At 40.7% G+C, this 16,659-nt stretch carries 16 protein-coding genes; 13 read left to right on the top strand and 3 right to left on the bottom strand.

Features of this window, described 5'->3' with window-relative positions:
- Positions 1–9: 9 nt before the first annotated feature.
- Complete coding sequence (gene rpsT / locus J7338_RS06425; protein WP_145237275.1) at positions 10–270, bottom strand: 30S ribosomal protein S20; 261 nt, start codon at positions 268–270, stop codon at positions 10–12.
- 297 nt (positions 271–567) lie between these two features.
- On the opposite strand from rpsT, the gene murJ reads away from it, so the two are divergent.
- The 13 genes from murJ (at position 568) to J7338_RS06360 (ending at position 15,478) form a co-directional block, all read left to right on the top strand.
- A complete protein-coding gene (murJ, locus tag J7338_RS06420) occupies positions 568–2,106 on the top strand; it encodes a murein biosynthesis integral membrane protein MurJ (RefSeq protein WP_338109878.1) in 1,539 nt (512 codons plus the stop codon).
- 109 nt (positions 2,107–2,215) lie between these two features.
- On the top strand, positions 2,216–3,142 hold the full coding sequence (gene ribF / locus J7338_RS06415; RefSeq protein WP_210796268.1) for a bifunctional riboflavin kinase/FAD synthetase: 927 nt from the start codon (positions 2,216–2,218) through the stop codon (positions 3,140–3,142).
- A 25-nt stretch (positions 3,143–3,167) separates the two neighbouring features.
- Positions 3,168–5,996: an isoleucine--tRNA ligase gene (gene ileS / locus J7338_RS06410; protein ID WP_210796267.1), complete on the top strand. Its 2,829-nt coding sequence runs from the start codon at positions 3,168–3,170 to the stop codon at positions 5,994–5,996.
- A 9-nt stretch (positions 5,997–6,005) separates the two neighbouring features.
- Positions 6,006–6,506: a signal peptidase II gene (gene lspA, locus J7338_RS06405; protein WP_145237265.1), complete on the top strand. Its 501-nt coding sequence runs from the start codon at positions 6,006–6,008 to the stop codon at positions 6,504–6,506.
- On the top strand, positions 6,503–6,961 hold the full coding sequence (gene fkpB / locus J7338_RS06400) for an FKBP-type peptidyl-prolyl cis-trans isomerase (RefSeq protein WP_210796266.1): 459 nt from the start codon (positions 6,503–6,505) through the stop codon (positions 6,959–6,961). Before lspA ends, fkpB begins: the two co-directional genes overlap by 4 nt.
- Entirely contained in the window at positions 6,961–7,890 is a 930-nt protein-coding gene (ispH, locus tag J7338_RS06395) for a 4-hydroxy-3-methylbut-2-enyl diphosphate reductase (protein WP_210796265.1), read from the top strand. Before fkpB ends, ispH begins: the two co-directional genes overlap by 1 nt.
- Before the next feature lie 38 nt (positions 7,891–7,928).
- Positions 7,929–8,969 (top strand): sensor histidine kinase, encoded by a 1,041-nt coding sequence (locus tag J7338_RS06390; RefSeq protein ID WP_210796264.1) that lies wholly within the window; start codon positions 7,929–7,931, stop codon positions 8,967–8,969.
- Positions 8,966–9,676: a LytR/AlgR family response regulator transcription factor gene (locus J7338_RS06385; RefSeq protein WP_210796263.1), complete on the top strand. Its 711-nt coding sequence runs from the start codon at positions 8,966–8,968 to the stop codon at positions 9,674–9,676. Before J7338_RS06390 ends, J7338_RS06385 begins: the two co-directional genes overlap by 4 nt.
- Before the next feature lie 124 nt (positions 9,677–9,800).
- Positions 9,801–10,364: a type IV pilus modification protein PilV gene (pilV, locus tag J7338_RS06380; protein WP_210796262.1), complete on the top strand. Its 564-nt coding sequence runs from the start codon at positions 9,801–9,803 to the stop codon at positions 10,362–10,364.
- A 1-nt stretch (position 10,365) separates the two neighbouring features.
- Positions 10,366–11,361 (top strand): PilW family protein, encoded by a 996-nt coding sequence (locus J7338_RS06375; protein WP_210796261.1) that lies wholly within the window; start codon positions 10,366–10,368, stop codon positions 11,359–11,361.
- Positions 11,349–11,831: a pilus assembly PilX family protein gene (locus J7338_RS06370; RefSeq protein WP_210796260.1), complete on the top strand. Its 483-nt coding sequence runs from the start codon at positions 11,349–11,351 to the stop codon at positions 11,829–11,831. Before J7338_RS06375 ends, J7338_RS06370 begins: the two co-directional genes overlap by 13 nt.
- 10 nt (positions 11,832–11,841) lie before the next feature.
- Complete coding sequence (locus J7338_RS06365; protein ID WP_210796259.1) at positions 11,842–15,054, top strand: pilus assembly protein; 3,213 nt, start codon at positions 11,842–11,844, stop codon at positions 15,052–15,054.
- 7 nt (positions 15,055–15,061) lie between these two features.
- Positions 15,062–15,478 carry a type IV pilin protein gene (locus J7338_RS06360; protein ID WP_210796258.1) on the top strand — a complete coding sequence of 139 codons (417 nt, stop codon included), beginning with the start codon at positions 15,062–15,064 and terminating at the stop codon, positions 15,476–15,478.
- Positions 15,479–15,500: 22 nt separating this feature from the next.
- Here J7338_RS06360 and J7338_RS06355 read toward each other — a convergent pair whose 3' ends face one another.
- Complete coding sequence (locus J7338_RS06355) at positions 15,501–16,034, bottom strand: pilus assembly FimT family protein (protein WP_210796257.1); 534 nt, start codon at positions 16,032–16,034, stop codon at positions 15,501–15,503.
- A gap of 73 nt (positions 16,035–16,107) precedes the next feature.
- A complete protein-coding gene (locus tag J7338_RS06350) occupies positions 16,108–16,653 on the bottom strand; it encodes a GspH/FimT family pseudopilin (RefSeq protein ID WP_210796256.1) in 546 nt (181 codons plus the stop codon).
- Between the last annotated feature and the right edge of the window lie 6 nt (positions 16,654–16,659).

Below are 16,659 nucleotides of genomic sequence, written 5' to 3'. Positions count from 1 at the left end.
AAAAACAAATTATAGCGCTTTGATCTTAGCTGCTATGCGGCTCTTATGACGAGCTGCTTTGTTTTTGTGAATTAGACCTTTAGTTGCATAACGGTCTAAAATAGGTGTAGCAACTGCGAAAGCTTGCTGTGCAGCTTCCTTGTCGCCCGCTTCAATAGCAACAACTACTTTTTTGAAGTATGTACGCATCATTGAACGACGGCTTGCGTTATGCTGACGGTTTTTTTCGCTAGTGATAGCGCGTTTTTTTGCAGACTTGATGTTAGCCAAGGTTTGCTCCTAACAATCTTAAAATAAGCTTAATTTAAAGGCCGTGGAATATGCCTTTTTTAATCGTGAATGTCAATAAAAATTTGACATGCCAAGAAAAACTGCTCCTATATAACGAACATCAATTTGCCGCTCTAGCACAGTTAATAACGCCATTGTAACAAAGGCGGTGAGTTCAGCCTAGTGCTTTAGAGCGATTTATAAAAAAGACTGTGGCATAATTGGTTTTATCGTTGGTTTTAAAGCAGGTTTAGTGTGGCAAAAGGATTATTTCGTTCCGGTATGATTGTAAGTGCAATGACAATGATATCGCGTGTTTTAGGATTAGTGCGAGATGCTGTTGTCGCAAATTTACTTGGCGCAGGTGCTGCCGCCGATGTTTTTTTATTCGCTAATCGCATTCCCAACTTTTTGCGCCGTTTATTTGCTGAAGGAGCATTTGCGCAAGCATTTGTGCCAGTTTTGTCGGAAATCAAACAGCAACAAGGAGACGACAAAGTCAGGCTGTTTGTTGCTCAAGCCGCTGGCACACTTGGTACTATTTTACTGGTTGTAACTATTATCGGTGTAATTGCATCGCCAGTTATTGCAGCACTGTTTGGTACTGGGTGGTTTATTGAGTGGTGGCAAGGTGGCCCAGACGGTGAAAAATTTGTATTAGCCAGTAGCTTGCTTAAACTCACGTTCCCTTATTTATTTTTTGTCAGCTTGGTTGCTCTGAGCGGCGCGGTAATGAATGTTTATAATCGCTTTGCTGTTGCTGCGTTTACACCAGTGTTGTTGAACATTTCGATTATTGGCTGTGCGATTTTCTTACATGATAAATTCTCAGTGGGTGCATATTCACTCGCCATTGGTGTATTTGTCGGTGGGGTGGTGCAGTTATTGTTTCAATTGCCGTTTCTATACCGAGCGAAAATGCTCAGTAAACCACGTTGGGCGTGGCAGGACGAAAATGTAAAAAAAGTCCGTAAGTTAATGCTACCAGCGTTGTTCGGGGTATCTATTAGTCAAATTAATCTACTGCTTGATACCATGATAGCATCATTGTTAATGACAGGGTCAATTGCTTGGTTATATTATTCTGACCGCCTAATCGAATTTCCACTGGGGTTATTTGGCATTGGTATCGCGACGGTTATTTTACCTGCGCTATCTAAATTACATAGCAGCGAAAAAAACAGCGATTTTCAGCACACCTTAGACTGGGGGGTGCGGTTTGTGATCTTTTTAGGCTTACCTGCGATGATTGGTTTGATGATCATTAGCCCGTTAATCATCTCTGTACTATTTGATCATGGTGCGTTTAGTCAAGGGGGGGTCGATCATGTTCAGGCCGTGAGTTTAGGGGTGATGGCTTACTCAGTTGGACTGGTCAGTTTTATGTTGATCAAAGTTTTAGCGCCGGGATTTTATGCACGTCAAGATACTAAAACGCCGGTGCGTATTGGCATTATTACGCTGGTGCTGAATATGGTGTTTAATATTATGTTAGCGCCGTTTATTGGTTATTTAGGATTGGCGCTTGCAACTTCAATGTCGGCCAGTTGTAATGCGTATCTGCTGTATCGTCAATTAAGTAAAGAGCAGGTTTATCAATTTTCGCGTTTTAGTTTACTGTTTACTTGCAAATGTGTTGCCGCCTCCTTAGTTATGGGGGGGATAGTTTGGTATGTCGCAACGCAATTTTTATGGCGTCAGTGGCATTTGAGTGAGCAGGTTGCTTTACTCACCGGCTTACTTGCGCTGGCTGGGGTTGTGTACTTTTTTGTTTTGTTTTTACTTGGTGTGCGGCTGAATACCATAAAAAACGTTGTTACCACACAATCAGACTAAAAAAATCAACTGAAACTCGCATCTTGAGGTGGTTTGGGTATAATCGGTGGTTCTGTAACCCAAGTGAAGTTTTACTCGGTACATAACGCTCATTAAGGCATTAGATGGCATGGAGTTAATTAGAGGTATTCATAATATTCGCACACAGCATGATGGTTGTGTGTTGACCATTGGTAATTTTGATGGCGTTCATCTGGGTCATGCAGAAGTACTTAATGGGTTACTCAATGATGCTAAAAAATATAACTTACCCAGCACAGTAATGTTATTTGAGCCTCAGCCGCAGGAATTTTTTGCGAAAGACAATGCGCCAGCTCGATTAACGCGATTGCGTGACAAGCTACGTTTGTTAGCTAAATTGGGCATAGAGCGCGTTATTTGCATTAGTTTTAATCAACAATTTGCCAATATGCAAGCTGAGCAGTTTGTAACAGAAATACTGATTAATAAACTTGGCGTAAAAGCGTTAACCGTGGGCGATGATTTTCGTTTTGGTAAAAGGCGTCAGGGAGATTTTAATTTACTAACTAAGATGGGCCAAGCGGCGCATATGGATGTAAAAAGCACTGCGAGTTTTCGGCAATTAAATGCTAGAGTAAGTAGCACCTTGATCCGTCAAGCACTCGCTGATGGTCAGTTAGTGCAAGCCAAAGCGATGCTCGGTCATGATTATGCAATATCAGGGCGAGTGATCCATGGTTGGAAGCGCGGCAGAGAGCTCGGCTTTCGCACCGCGAATATCGCATTAAAACGGCAAGTATGCCCAGTAAATGGGGTGTTTGCTGTGCAAGTAACGTTAAACAATAAAACAGTATATGGGGTTGCAAATATTGGCAATAAACCCACATTTAATGGAACACGCGCATTATTAGAAGTTCATTTGTTCGACTTTGCGCAAGATATTTATGGACAGTTTATGCATGTGGAGTTAATCAAAAAACTTCGCGATGAGAAAAAATTCGAGACATTAACACAATTGACGGCACAAATTGCAACTGACGTTGCTGCCGCAAAACAGTGTTTTGGTTTAAATTAGGTAGCCGATACGGAAACTAGGATTAATGAGCGACTACAAGCATACTTTGAATTTACCGGAAACGACGTTTCCAATGCGCGGCAATTTGGCACAACGTGAGCCGAAAATGCTTAAAACATGGTATGAAGACGATCTATATGGTCAAATTCGCAACGCCAAAAAAGGTAAAAAGACCTTTATTTTGCATGACGGCCCTCCGTATGCAAACGGCGATATCCATTTAGGCCATTCAGTAAATAAAATTCTAAAAGACATTATCGTTAAATCAAAAACCTTATCTGATTTTGATGCACCATATGTACCAGGCTGGGATTGTCATGGCCTACCAATTGAATTAATGGTAGAGAAAAAAGTGGGTAAGCCAGGCGTTAAAGTCACCACTGCCGAATTCCGCGAAAAATGCCGTGCTTATGCTAAAAAGCAAGTTGAAGGTCAAAAAGTTGATTTTAAGCGCTTAGGTGTATTCGCCGATTGGGATAAACCTTACTTAACCATGAACTTTGATTTTGAAGCTAATGCAATTCGTGTGCTTGGCCGCATCATCGAAAAAGGTCATTTACACAAAGGTGCTAAGCCTGTGCATTGGTGTACTGATTGTGGTTCTGCATTGGCAGAAGCTGAGGTTGAATACCAAGATAAGCAATCACCTGCGATTGATGTGCGTTTTCAGTTTGTAGATCAAGCGGCTGTTGTCAGCGCGTTTGATTTAAAAGCGGATCATCAAGGTAAGGGCACAGTAAGCACTGTGATCTGGACAACTACACCATGGACGCTACCCGCTAACCGCGCCGTTGCTGTGCATGCTGATTTAGAATACGCATTAGTACAAGTTGATGATGAAGGCGCACAACAGCGTTTAATCTTAGGCTCAGAGCTAGTTAAAGATGCCATGGATCGTTATGGCTTTAATCATTATCACGTATTGGGTTATGTAACGGGATCGGCACTTGAAAACTTACAAGTAGCGCATCCTTTTTATGACTTTAATGTGCCTGTAATTGTTGCTGAACATGTTACAACTGATTCAGGTACTGGTATCGTGCATACAGCCCCTGGTCACGGTCAAGAAGATTTCGTGGCAGGTTTACAATACGGCTTAGAAGTGGCTAACCCTGTGGGTGCAAACGGTGTTTATTTACCTGACACTGAGCTTTTTGCAGGTCAACATGTATTTAAAGCCAATGCGAGTGTCGTTGATGTGTTGACTGAGCGTAATGCGCTTATGCATCATCATGCCTTAACGCACAGCTACCCGCATTGTTGGCGCCATAAAACGCCAATTATTTTTCGTGCTACGCCGCAGTGGTTTGTGAGTATGGATCAGGCTAATTTGCGTCAAGATTCATTAAAAGAGATTAAAAACACCCAATGGTTGCCTGAATGGGGCGAAAGCCGCATTGCCAACATGGTTGAAGGTCGCCCAGATTGGTGTATTTCGCGTCAACGTACTTGGGGTGTGCCAATTGCTTTATTTGTTGATAAAGACACCGGTGCGCTTCACCCAGATACACAAGCATTGATTGAAAAAGCTGCGCTACTTGTTGAAAAGTCAGGTATTCAAGCATGGTATGACTTAGAGCCAGCGACTTTACTTGGTGAAGCTGATGCTCAGCAATACATGAAAGTACAAGATACTTTAGATGTATGGTTTGACTCGGGTGTGTCTCACGCCTGTGTGGTTGATGCTCGTGAAGATTTAGTTGGCCCTGCTGATTTATACCTTGAAGGCTCAGATCAGCACCGTGGTTGGTTTATGTCATCAATGATGACGTCAGTGGCAATTAATGGTCATGCGCCTTATCGTCAAGTGTTAACCCATGGTTTCACTGTGGATGAAAACGGCCGTAAAATGTCAAAATCATTAGGCAACGTTATTTCACCACAGAATGTGATGAATAAATTGGGCGCAGATATCTTACGCTTATGGGTTGCGTCAACTGATTATACAGCAGAAATGACCGTATCAGATGAAATCTTCAATCGCTCTGCGGATCGTTACCGTCGTATTCGTAATACTAGCCGTTACTTGCTCGCTAACTTAAGTGGTTTTGATCCTAAAACTGACCAAGTAGCTATTGATGATATGGTTGAGTTGGACCGTTGGATTGTGGGCCGTGCGGCGCAATTGCAAGATGAAATTTTGGCGGCTTACGAAAGTTACCAAATGCTCCAAGTAACGCAAAAGCTAATGAACTTCTGTACTGGTGAGCTTGGTTCATTCTATTTAGATGTGATCAAAGACCGTCAATACACAGCGAAAAGCGACAGTCATGCCCGTCGTTCATGTCAAACAGCGCTGTATCATATTGCCGAAGCTATGACGCGCTGGATGGCGCCAATTATGAGCTTTACCGCGCAAGAGATTTGGCAAGCACTGCCAGGTGAGCGTGACCAATATGTATTTACCTCGGTTTGGTATGATGGCTTAAAAGCGGTTGGCGAAGGCCAGTTTAGTAATGACGATTGGTTAACGATTCTAAACGTGCGTGATGAAGTAAACCGCGTGTTAGAAGGCGCACGTAAAGAAGATGTGATCGGTGCAACACTACAAGCCAATGTGAATATTTTTGCTAATACTGAGCTTGCAACTAAATTAGCAGCCTTAGGTGATGAATTACGCTTTGTATTGTTAACATCTAACGTTACTGTTAAAGCTGTTGATGAACAGCCTGAAGACTCTCAAGCTACAGAAATTGAAGGTTTGTATATCGCAGTATCTGCAACCGATGCACAAAAGTGCGAACGTTGTTGGCATTACTGTGATGATGTAGGTTCAAACCCTGCTCATGAAGATATTTGTGGTCGTTGTGTTAGCAACGTTGATGGCGAAGGTGAGACGCGCCAGTTCGCATAGGAGTATTAAGTGAGCAAACTAGCCCAAAAAAGTGGTTTAGTGTGGCTTTGGTTAAGTTTGCTACTTTTAGTAGCAGACTTTGCCAGTAAAACACTGGTTGTTAAAACCATGAATCTACGCGAATCAATTGATATATTACCATTTTTCAATCTAACCTATGTGCATAATTATGGCGCAGCTTTTAGTTTTTTAAGTGAAGCGGGTGGTTGGCAACGTTGGTTTTTAAGCGTCATCGCTATTTCAATCAGCGTATTATTGATCTGGTGGCTAAAACGTTTACCTGCCACTAATAAAATTTTATGCAGTGCTTATTCGTTAGTATTAGCGGGCGCAATTGGCAACTTATATGACCGTATCAGCCATGGTTATGTGATTGACTTTTTACACTTTTATTATGAAAGCTGGAATTTCCCTGCGTTTAATATTGCCGACAGTGCGATTTGTATTGGTGCCGCATTATTATTATTTGATGCCTTTACTGGCGAAAGTCCTAAGGAGCAAAAAGCATGAGCCAAGCAGTTATAGGTGAAAAATCAGAGGTTATTTTTCATTTCTCAATTAAGTTATCGGATGGCTCAGCGGCAGATTCAACCAAAGTGCATAATAAGCCTGCAAAATTAACTATGGGTGATGGTAGTCTAACGGCTAACTTTGAAAAATGCTTATTTGGTTTAGCGCCAGGTGACAGCAAATCATTTGAACTTGAGCCTGAAGATGCTTTTGGTCAACCAAACCCAGATAATATTTACTATGTAGAGCGTAGTAAATTTGGCCCAGAAACGCCGGCAAAAATTGGTTCTATTATTGCCTTTACTCAACCTGATGGCACCGAATTACCAGGGGTTGTACGTGAAGTGCAGGGTGAGTCTGTGACCATCGATTTTAATCATCCGCTTGCAGGTCAACGTTTAACTTTTGAAGTTGATATTTTAGAGGTTACCGATATTGCTAAGGTAAGTAATTAATGGAAATTTTATTGGCAAATCCGCGTGGTTTTTGTGCAGGAGTAGATCGTGCGATTAGTATCGTTGAGCGTGCGTTAGATATCTTTGAAAAACCAATCTATGTGCGTCATGAGGTTGTTCATAACCGCTACGTGGTAGATGGCTTGAAAAGGCGCGGGGCGGTGTTTGTTGAAGAATTAGATCAAGTGCCAGACGACAGCATTGTTATTTTTAGTGCTCATGGTGTGTCACAAGCTGTTCGCAGTGAAGCTAAGCGTCGAGATTTAAAAGTATTTGATGCAACATGTCCGTTGGTCACTAAAGTGCATATGGAAGTGACCCGCGCGAGTCGTAAAGGTATTGAGTGTATTTTAATTGGTCATCATGGTCACCCTGAGGTTGAAGGTACTATGGGGCAGTATGATAACGGTGCCGGTGGTATCTACTTAGTCGAAACTCCTGAAGACGTTATGAAACTGAGCGTTAAAAATCCTAATAACTTATTTTATTGTAGTCAAACTACATTATCGGTAGATGATACCGCTGATGTAATTGATGCCCTTAGAGTGAAATTTCCATCTATAGATGGCCCGCGTAAAGATGATATTTGTTACGCGACACAAAATCGTCAAGATGCAGTGCGTGATTTAGCTGATAAAGTTGATGTGTTATTGGTAGTTGGTGCTAAAAATAGTTCTAATTCTAATCGTTTACGAGAACTTGCAGATAAAATGGGCACAGTGGCTTATTTAATTGATGACGCCAGTAATGTAGAAGAGCAATGGTTTGCTAATGTAAATGCGGTTGGTGTTACCGCTGGTGCATCGGCACCTGAGGTGTTAGTACAGCAAGTGATAAGTCGTCTTAAGGAGCTTGGCGGTAAACAGGTTATTGAAAACCCCGGCGAAGTAGAGAATATCGTATTTGCTGTACCCGTTGAGCTGCGCTAACCTTAGCGTACTGACAGGACATTTTTAAGGAGCGCGCAATGAGCAAGGCGGTGCAAACCAACACTTTGCTTTTTGCGGCGTTGTTTAAAGAGCGTGGCGTACTTGCTACCTTAGTCGTTGCACAAGTTATCGCCACTATACTAGCGTTTGCTCCCGCGACTGCGGATGATATTTGGATCCGTCTGGGTGTAATAAGCTTGTTTTTACACCTCACTTTTTTATCTAGCCTAACATGGCTTTATTTACTGCGTAAACAGCTCCAACAGCTGAGACAAGCTCTACAGTTGAGTGCTTTAATACTCTCATTACTGTTTACCACGGCTATTTTTAGCCATTTGTTAATTGTGTTTACCGCTGATTTTATTGCCCAACAAAACAGTTATGAGTTTATATTAAGAAACCTCTTGGTAGTATTTTTAGTCACTGCATTATTCATTCAGTTTTTAACGATCCATTTTGAAAAAGAACAACAAACTAACGCCTTAGCTCGCGCTGAGCTAGATGCCTTACAGGCACGTATTCGCCCGCACTTTTTATATAATAGCCTCAATACCGCAGCAGAGCTTACCCATTATGATCCGCAGGCTGCTGAGCAAGCGATTTTAGCACTCGCGGCATTATCGCAAGCGGCAATGCGAGTGGGGAAAGAAACAGCGCTAAGTGATGAAATCGCACTAACTCAGCAATATATTTCGCTTGAAAGCTGGCGGTTTGCTGAACGTTTACAGGTCAACTGGCAATTACCAGAGCAGCTGCCAGATATAACTATTCCGTGCTTAACATTACAACCACTGCTAGAAAATGCTGTTTGTCACGGTGTTGAGCCTTCATTGACTGGCGCTATAATTTACGTCGAGTTACATATTAGTAAACGTTCGTTAGTCATTTTAGTTGAAAACCCAATCTCGTCGCAGCCGCAAAAACGGCCAGGTAACGGTATGGCACTGGATAACATTCGTCAACGTCTAGATCTTTATTATCAAGGTAGTGCTAAGCTGATAATGACAACGCGAGGTGATATTTTTCGGGTTAAGTTAGTACTGCCTTTGGCTATTAATAATGCCAAGGAGCAAGCATGAAGGTACTCATAGTTGATGATGAGCCATTAGCACGTGTTCGCTTACAGCGATTGCTTGCTCATTACCCGGACTATAGTCACATAGCACAAGCAAGTAATGGCAATGAGGCTTTGCAACAAGTGAAGCAGCAGGCTCCTGATATTGTATTTTTGGATGTAGATATGCCCGCTATGAGCGGTTTAGAAGTTGCAACACAATTGAATAAGTTGCCTGTCCCACCTGCTATTATTTTCGTCACCGCTCATCCCGAGCATGCCTTAGAGGCTTTACAACTCAGTGCTGCAGGTTATTTAGTAAAACCTGTGACGGAGAAAAATTTAGCAAAAACAATAGATCAATTAGGCCGTTTAACACGCGCTCACCTACAAAAACAACGTCCAGCGGCAATCAGTTATCAGCTTGCGGGAGTGACACGCAGAGTGGAATTAGAGGATGTGTGTTATATCATAGCTGAAGAGAAATACACGCGTTTGGTTTTTACTAACGGCGAGGCGCTGCTTGATCAAAGCTTAAAACAACTCGAGCAGGATTATCCAACACAGTTATTACGAATTCACCGCAAGATAGTGATCAATCAGTCTCGGCTAATCGCTCTAAAAAAAGCTGAAGATGGCCGTCATGTGGTTTTATTAGAAGGTTGCAGTTGTTTATTACCAGTAAGTAGACGCGCTTATAAAACAGTAAAAGAGCATCTTTCAGCACATTAAATTTTGCAGCAAAAAAGCATAGTTAACCATTCATCAACAAATATAACCGTTCATCCTAGCCCAGCTTGTATCTACATATTATTAGCATATCCTTATGATCAGGTAGTTTTATATTGGGTGCACAATGAGGTTCATCAAGCATACATCACAACATGGTTTTACGTTAATTGAGGTTCTAATCGCGTTTGTGATTTTAAGCTTTGGTTTGCTTGGAGCCGTTGCACTACAAGCAAAAGCCAAACAAGCCAGCTTTGACTCTATGCAACGAGCAGCAGCAGTTGCTTTAGGTAATGACATTATTCAACGGATGCGTGCAAATGATGGTATTGGGTTTGCAGCGCTTTATAACGGTAGTTTTTCAAGCTCGGACAAGCTTGAACAACAACGCCGTTGTTATTCAAATACTTGCTCTGCGGCAGAAATTGCAGCACTTGACCGCCAACAGTGGATGCGAGCAATTCAAGCTCGTGAAAATACAGGAGCATTAGATGATGCAACTGTTTGTATTAATAACCAACCCGATGCTGCAAGTGGCAGTAATGCTTTTACACTCCAAGTTGTCATTAGTTGGGAAGGACGTCAAGAGTTTACAGCCGTTGACGATACAGCCGCTATTAACTGTGGAGAAGCAAATAATAAGCGCAGAGTAGTCGTATTAAATAGCTTTTTGTATCTAAGGACCTCGTAAAATGAAACAACAAGGCTTTACTTTAGTTGAGATGATGGTGGCACTGTTTATAGGTGGACTTGTTCTAGGTGGGGTGATGTTTACTTATATTAGTATGAAAGTAACAACGCGTGACACTATGACTATTGGCGAGCTACAAGAAACAGGTCGCTTAGCGCTGAGCATTATGCAGCGTGATATAGAGCAAATAGGTTTTTGGGGTACGTTTTACGAAGATTCATTTTCAGCCGATAATACTGTTATTGCTAAAAGTGCGAGTAACCCTGCTGGGGATTGTACACAAGGGCTTAATAATAAAAGCTTTCCAGATAATACAGTAAATAGTAACTTCCGTTTAGTTTATGCGATCGAATCAGCAGGAGGAGCGCAATTAAACTGTATCCCTGATTCAAACGAAAATACAGATATTCTACAGGTTAAATTTTTAGAAGGCCTGGAAATAGACCCAGCAGATAATAGTAATAATGAAGATAATTATTATTTTATCGCAGAGCAGGAGTGGGGAGAATTTACACGAGGCCCTGTAAACCCCGATAATCCAAATGCGACAGTTTGGCGTTACCGCCATCATGTCTACTACATTGATGAACAAACTTATCAAGTTAATGGTCAAGGCTTAACAATTCCTGTTTTGATGCGCAAGCGACTTACCCCAAATGGTGGGATGATCACAGAGACCATTATGGAAGGTGTCGAAAGCATGCGTTTTTTATTTGGATTAGATACTAATGCAGATGGTCGAGTAGATACCTATCGTAGTGTGAATAATATGAGAGCGACAGATTGGGAAAATCGGCGAGCTATTTTAACAGTACAAGTATTTATATTAGTGCGTGCTTTACAACCTGATGCAAATTTGAAGCAATTGAACCAAACCTACACATTAGGTGAAGATGTAAATCAACGTGTTTTAAGGTTTGAGGATAGTTTCCGACGGGCATTATTTACGACTACAATCCGCTTGAATAATGTAGGGGGAAGTCAATGGCGTATTTAAAATTAGCCTCAAAGCAACAAGGTGTAGTCTTAATTGTTGCATTAATCATGGTGGTGGCAGTGACAGGAATAGCGGTAACGTTAATGAGCAGTGCAAGTGTAGATATTAAAATTACCAATGCAGCATTTGAGCGTGAAGAAGCTGAAAATATTTTGATGGGTAATGTGCAAAAAGTAATTGCAATGGAGGCTGCTGCTGATGGAGCAAGCAAATTGCTTTATACCCAAGCCCAGCTACCTGACGGAGCAATTGCTTTGACCACGATAGGTGATACAGAAAGTGAATTAAGTAATCTTAATAATGGCGCACTCGACTTGCCCTGCCCGCGAGACTTTAAGTATACCGCAGGCGTTTCTTGCAATATGGTGCAAATCAATTCAACCATTACCTATGGCTCTAAAAGTAAACATACATTAACGGTTACTACTGGAATTGCTCAGCAAATGGCAAGCCTTAATACTGGTGGTTAAGCGAGTAAATATGATCAAGTTTAAAAAGTTAGTTATGAATGTTTCACTCAGCATGGTAGTACTTTTGAGTATGCAAAGCTATGCTGAAGACATTGAATTATATGTAAATCATAATGTTGATTTAGATGAAAAACCGCGGGTTTTATTAATTTTTGACACCTCTGGGAGTATGGCGTTTTCATCTAAAACAGGTGGAAATTGTGGCCAGTATAATAATGGTGGTTGGAAGTTATGTAATGACAGTCGACTAGGGGTGGCTAAAAATGCAATGACTGAGTTGATAACAGGTAATTCTGACATTGATTTTGGTCTTATGCGCTATAACAGTACTGATGGCGGTTATATATTGAATGGTATTGGTAGTTCACACATTGCTATAAAAGCATCAATAGATAACCTACCTGCCGATGGTGGTACTCCATTAGCTGAAACTCTTTGGGAAGCATATTTGTATATAACAGGGAGAGGTTTGCACTATGCGCTAAATCTCAGCGAGAGCAGTAGAGATACAAATGTTGAAAGTAAAGTTTATGCGGGAAGAGAGCTAGTTCGTAAATGTAACAGCTGGGGGTGGAATTGCAGCTATGAATGGCAATACAACTACAACTATTCTTATATCTCCCCTTTTGCTGACAGTGTCGCCGAAGCTAAGCGTTGTGATCACTCTGTTAATATTATTTATATGACTGACGGTGACCCATCTGCGGGCAAAGATAATAATAGTGATGATGAAATAAGCGATGAACACAAAAAGTATTTTGGCAATGCCTTAGATAATGATGACTATATGTATGGTAATTACTTACATCAGTTAGCCAAAGTGATTCATGGTACAGGTACAACAAAGGTTGATTTGTACCCATTAACTAAAGATATTCATGAAACGGGCCGCTTATTTACAATTGGTTTTGGCTCAGGTATGAGTCAGCAAGGTCAGCAGTTATTAAAAGAAGCAGGAAACTTAGGCGGAGGGGGAACTTTCCCAGCAAGTACACCTGAACAGTTAGTTAAGGCATTAAATCAAGCTGTGTCATTTATACGTTCAGTTAATGATACATTCACTTCTCCCGCAGTGGCGAGTAACAATGTTGACCAGACTCGTAGTCGCGACGCTATTTATTACGCTATGTTTTACCCTGCACCTGGCGCTCGTTGGATTGGCAATTTAAAAAAATTAAAAGTGTCAGGAACACAAATTGTTGACTCAAAAGATAACCAAGCCCTCAACAAGGATGGGTTAATTAAAAAAGATGCACATACATTCTGGCTTGATAAAGACGCTGCAGCAGATGGGAACTCTGTTCAAAACGGGGGGGCAAATGCCGTATTAACTGAAGATGCAAGTGCTCGTAAGGTGCTTACTGATGCTAATACTGGTGGTTTAATTGATTTTGACTTTAAATCGATCAAGGCAGCATATTCAAATGAAACAGAAGCTGCTAAATATTTTGCAGTGAATGAGAGTGATCTCGAGGATACAATCGATTGGGCGCGAGGCATTGATGTAGATAATGCAAATGCAGGCAGTGGATCACGAGCAGATATTTTTGGTGATCCTTTACATTCAAAGCCTGTTGCTATTGATTATGGAAATGGTAATGTCCGTATTTTAATAGGAACAAATGCTGGGTTTTTACATATGTTTAAGGACTCAGGAAATACAGTGAATGAAAGTTGGGCTTTTATTCCTAGTAGTCTTTATAAAATTATCGATCCACTTAGAAAAAATACACAGGGAATTAAAAAGTATGGTGTGGATGGAGCTATTACTATTTATTTCGATGATGCCAATCGGGATGGTGTAGTAAATGGTAGTGATAAAGTTTGGGCTTTTTTTGGTATGCGCCGTGGTGGTACAAATTATTATGGAATGGATATCACTGATCCAGATGAGCCAAAGCTTATGTGGGGTGGGCCAATTCAAGGCGGAAGCGGTAGTTTTACTGAATTAGCGCAAAGCTGGTCAGCTCCGACAGTTTCCTTCATAAAAGCTTATGGTAAAGAGCCTGTGCTTATTTTTGGTGCTGGTTATGATACTAATAAAGATAACGTTGCACTTAGTGATGATACTAAAGGGCGTGGCATATATATCGTAAAAGCCTCAGATGGAAAGTTGATATGGGAGTTGACTCCAGCGAAGGGCTTTAAAGGCAAAAATAGTATTGCAGCTAATGTAACAACGCTAGATTCTGATTATGATGGTTATATTGATCGTATTTATGCTGCTGATACGAGGGGCAGCGTTTGGCGTATAGATATGCCGACAGAATCAATAGCGGATTGGACTCATTTTGAGTTTGCAAAGTTAAGTGGCGAAAATAATGCTTTAGATAGACGTTTTTTCTATAAGCCCATGATTGCGCGTACTATGTTTAGTAAGGTGACCAATACTCAATATAACGGTAAAACGTTTGTGACACGAAAAGATACACCATTTGATGCCGTGTTATTTGGCAGCGGAAATCGTTCTAATCCGCTTGGTACTAAAGCGCTTAACCAGCTTTATATGATCCGAGATACAAATACGTTAACCCAAACATTTAAAGGTTCTGATATACCTAAAACTATCACCGTATCTGATTTAATGAATGTAAATTCAGATCCATTTGGTAATGCATTGGATGATATCGATAAGTTTACAAAAGAAGAGATTAATTTAAGTAATAAGGCAGGTTGGTATTATGATTTGCCTGCAAGTGGTGAAAAGTCGCTTGCAGCGGCAACGGTTGTAGGTGGAGTGGCATACTTCACTTCATATACGCCATCATCAGCGACAGAAACAACTAATCAATGTTCACTAAGCGGTGGTAAAGGGTCTATGTATGCTTTTCACTTACATTATGGTACTAAAGTGTATGATCAATTGAGTTTCACGACTAGTAATGATGTGCCGGACACACCTCAATTATATTTTGGTGAAGGGCCAACGTGTACAGATAGTGATAATGATAAAAAATGTGACGATACAGGTGATGATGTAAAAACACAAAGTCAGTTTTTACTTATTGGTCCTGGTGTTAAACAGCCTACATGTCCAGAAAATTGTGAGATAAACCCAAACAACCCATTTACCCCCAAAGAAATAACAGGGGTAGGCATTACTTTAGATGCAGATGGCAAAATTAAGCTTGTTAGTGATGTCGTACCCATTGGCTTCGGTTTTAAAACACAGCAAACATTTATTTATAAACGAGAAATAAATGATAACAAAGTTGATAAGTGAGAAATAAATGATAACAAGTAAACAGCAGGGTTTTACGTTAATTGAACTAATGATTACAGTTGCAATACTTGGAATTATTGCTTCTATCGCACTCCCTAGCTACTTTGAGCATGTGAAACGTACTGCGCGCACGGAAGCGATAACTTCTCTTCTTGATGCAGCTAATAGGCAAGAACAGTTCTTTGTCGATAATCGAGAATATACAAATAATTTAGAAAATATTGGTGTAACGACACCAACTGAGCATGGTTTTTATACTATTGAGGTTGAAGTTGATAACGATGCAGGGACATTTAGCTTTACGGCAACTCCAGTTGCTGGTCCTCCATTAAAAGATGATGACTGTAAGACCCTTACTATTGATGATGCAGGGCTAAAAACCGCAACACCAAAAGCTAACTCTTCTATGTGTTGGGGTAAATAGTTTGTAACTGCTTTATTGTTGACTATTCTTGGCATTTTGAGGTGTTTTTAATTTTTGTTCTGCCCGTATAGCTTATAGATATAGCAAGCCCTTTATAGCTTGCTTGTTGATACTTAGGACAATATATAAATGTACCGTTGTGAAAGCCCATTGGTGTGCCGTTATACCGAAAAGTAATAAATGGTCGAGGGTAAGTGAGCATATCTTCAGAGTGTGTAGATTCTATGTAAAATAAAGCTTTATCTTTACCATCAAATTTACCCAGCTCGTTAGTATCAGTAAACACCGTTAGTTTTTTGTGCCAATTATCGCTATGGCATTGATTATTTTTAAGTGCACAAAAAGTTACGTTTACGTCATAAGATATTGCGTTTAAACGAGATAAGCCTATAGCTCTATTTACTTTTGCGATATGGTTGCCAAGGCGGATATTTATGAGTAACGGTTGATAATTAAATAAAACTAAGTGGCACATTATGGACATAATGCTTAACACTACCATAGTTTCAATCAATGTGGTTCCTAGTAGCTTTTCGCCGTTGTTTATATCCTTCATCCATGAAGTTCTCAATTATGACAAGTAGCTTAAGCTTAGTTGACCCTAAATTAGATGCAAGGATAGGGGAAGTTTAATCGCAAGTGTTTTCAGTATCTCCATTATAAAAAGCGGTGCCGGATTGAGTTACTGTTAATGCTTTATTGTTTTCATTATCTTTATTTGGGCAGTAGATGAATGTGCCTGGGTTCGAGGTAATACGACCACTTGCATCAAATACTAATGAGCTATCACCGGTAAACGTCAATTTGCTGCTTTGAGGTATTTCTTCCATCACCCTGAGTATTTTGTCCCCTCTGCGAGGGTTATGAATGCCATTACTGTTACTATCATAAAAGACGATGATAGAGCCGTTATTCCAATCATTTAAGCAGGTCACTTTTCTGTCTCTTTCTATTTGGGTTGTATCACCACTGCATACTACGATCAATGAATCGGTACTGGTGGCTTTGGCACGAGCAAAGCTGATGTTACGTTTTAACTCCAGTAAATAATTTTCAGCTCGGTTGTTTTCTAGCATGTCGGTACTATTCCAAAAAGCGATTGAGGCTAAAATTCCGACTATCGCAAGGGTGACCATCACCTCAAGTAGTGTAAAACCATGTTGTTGTTTGTTCATGTTCAC

Origin of the sequence: Pseudoalteromonas ostreae, from assembly GCF_018069805.1 — a bacterium.
In the GTDB taxonomy this organism is placed as follows: Bacteria; Pseudomonadota; Gammaproteobacteria; order Enterobacterales; family Alteromonadaceae; genus Pseudoalteromonas; species Pseudoalteromonas ostreae.
Note: the sequence above shows the minus strand (reverse complement) of the source record. Positions and strands in the feature narration are given on the sequence as shown.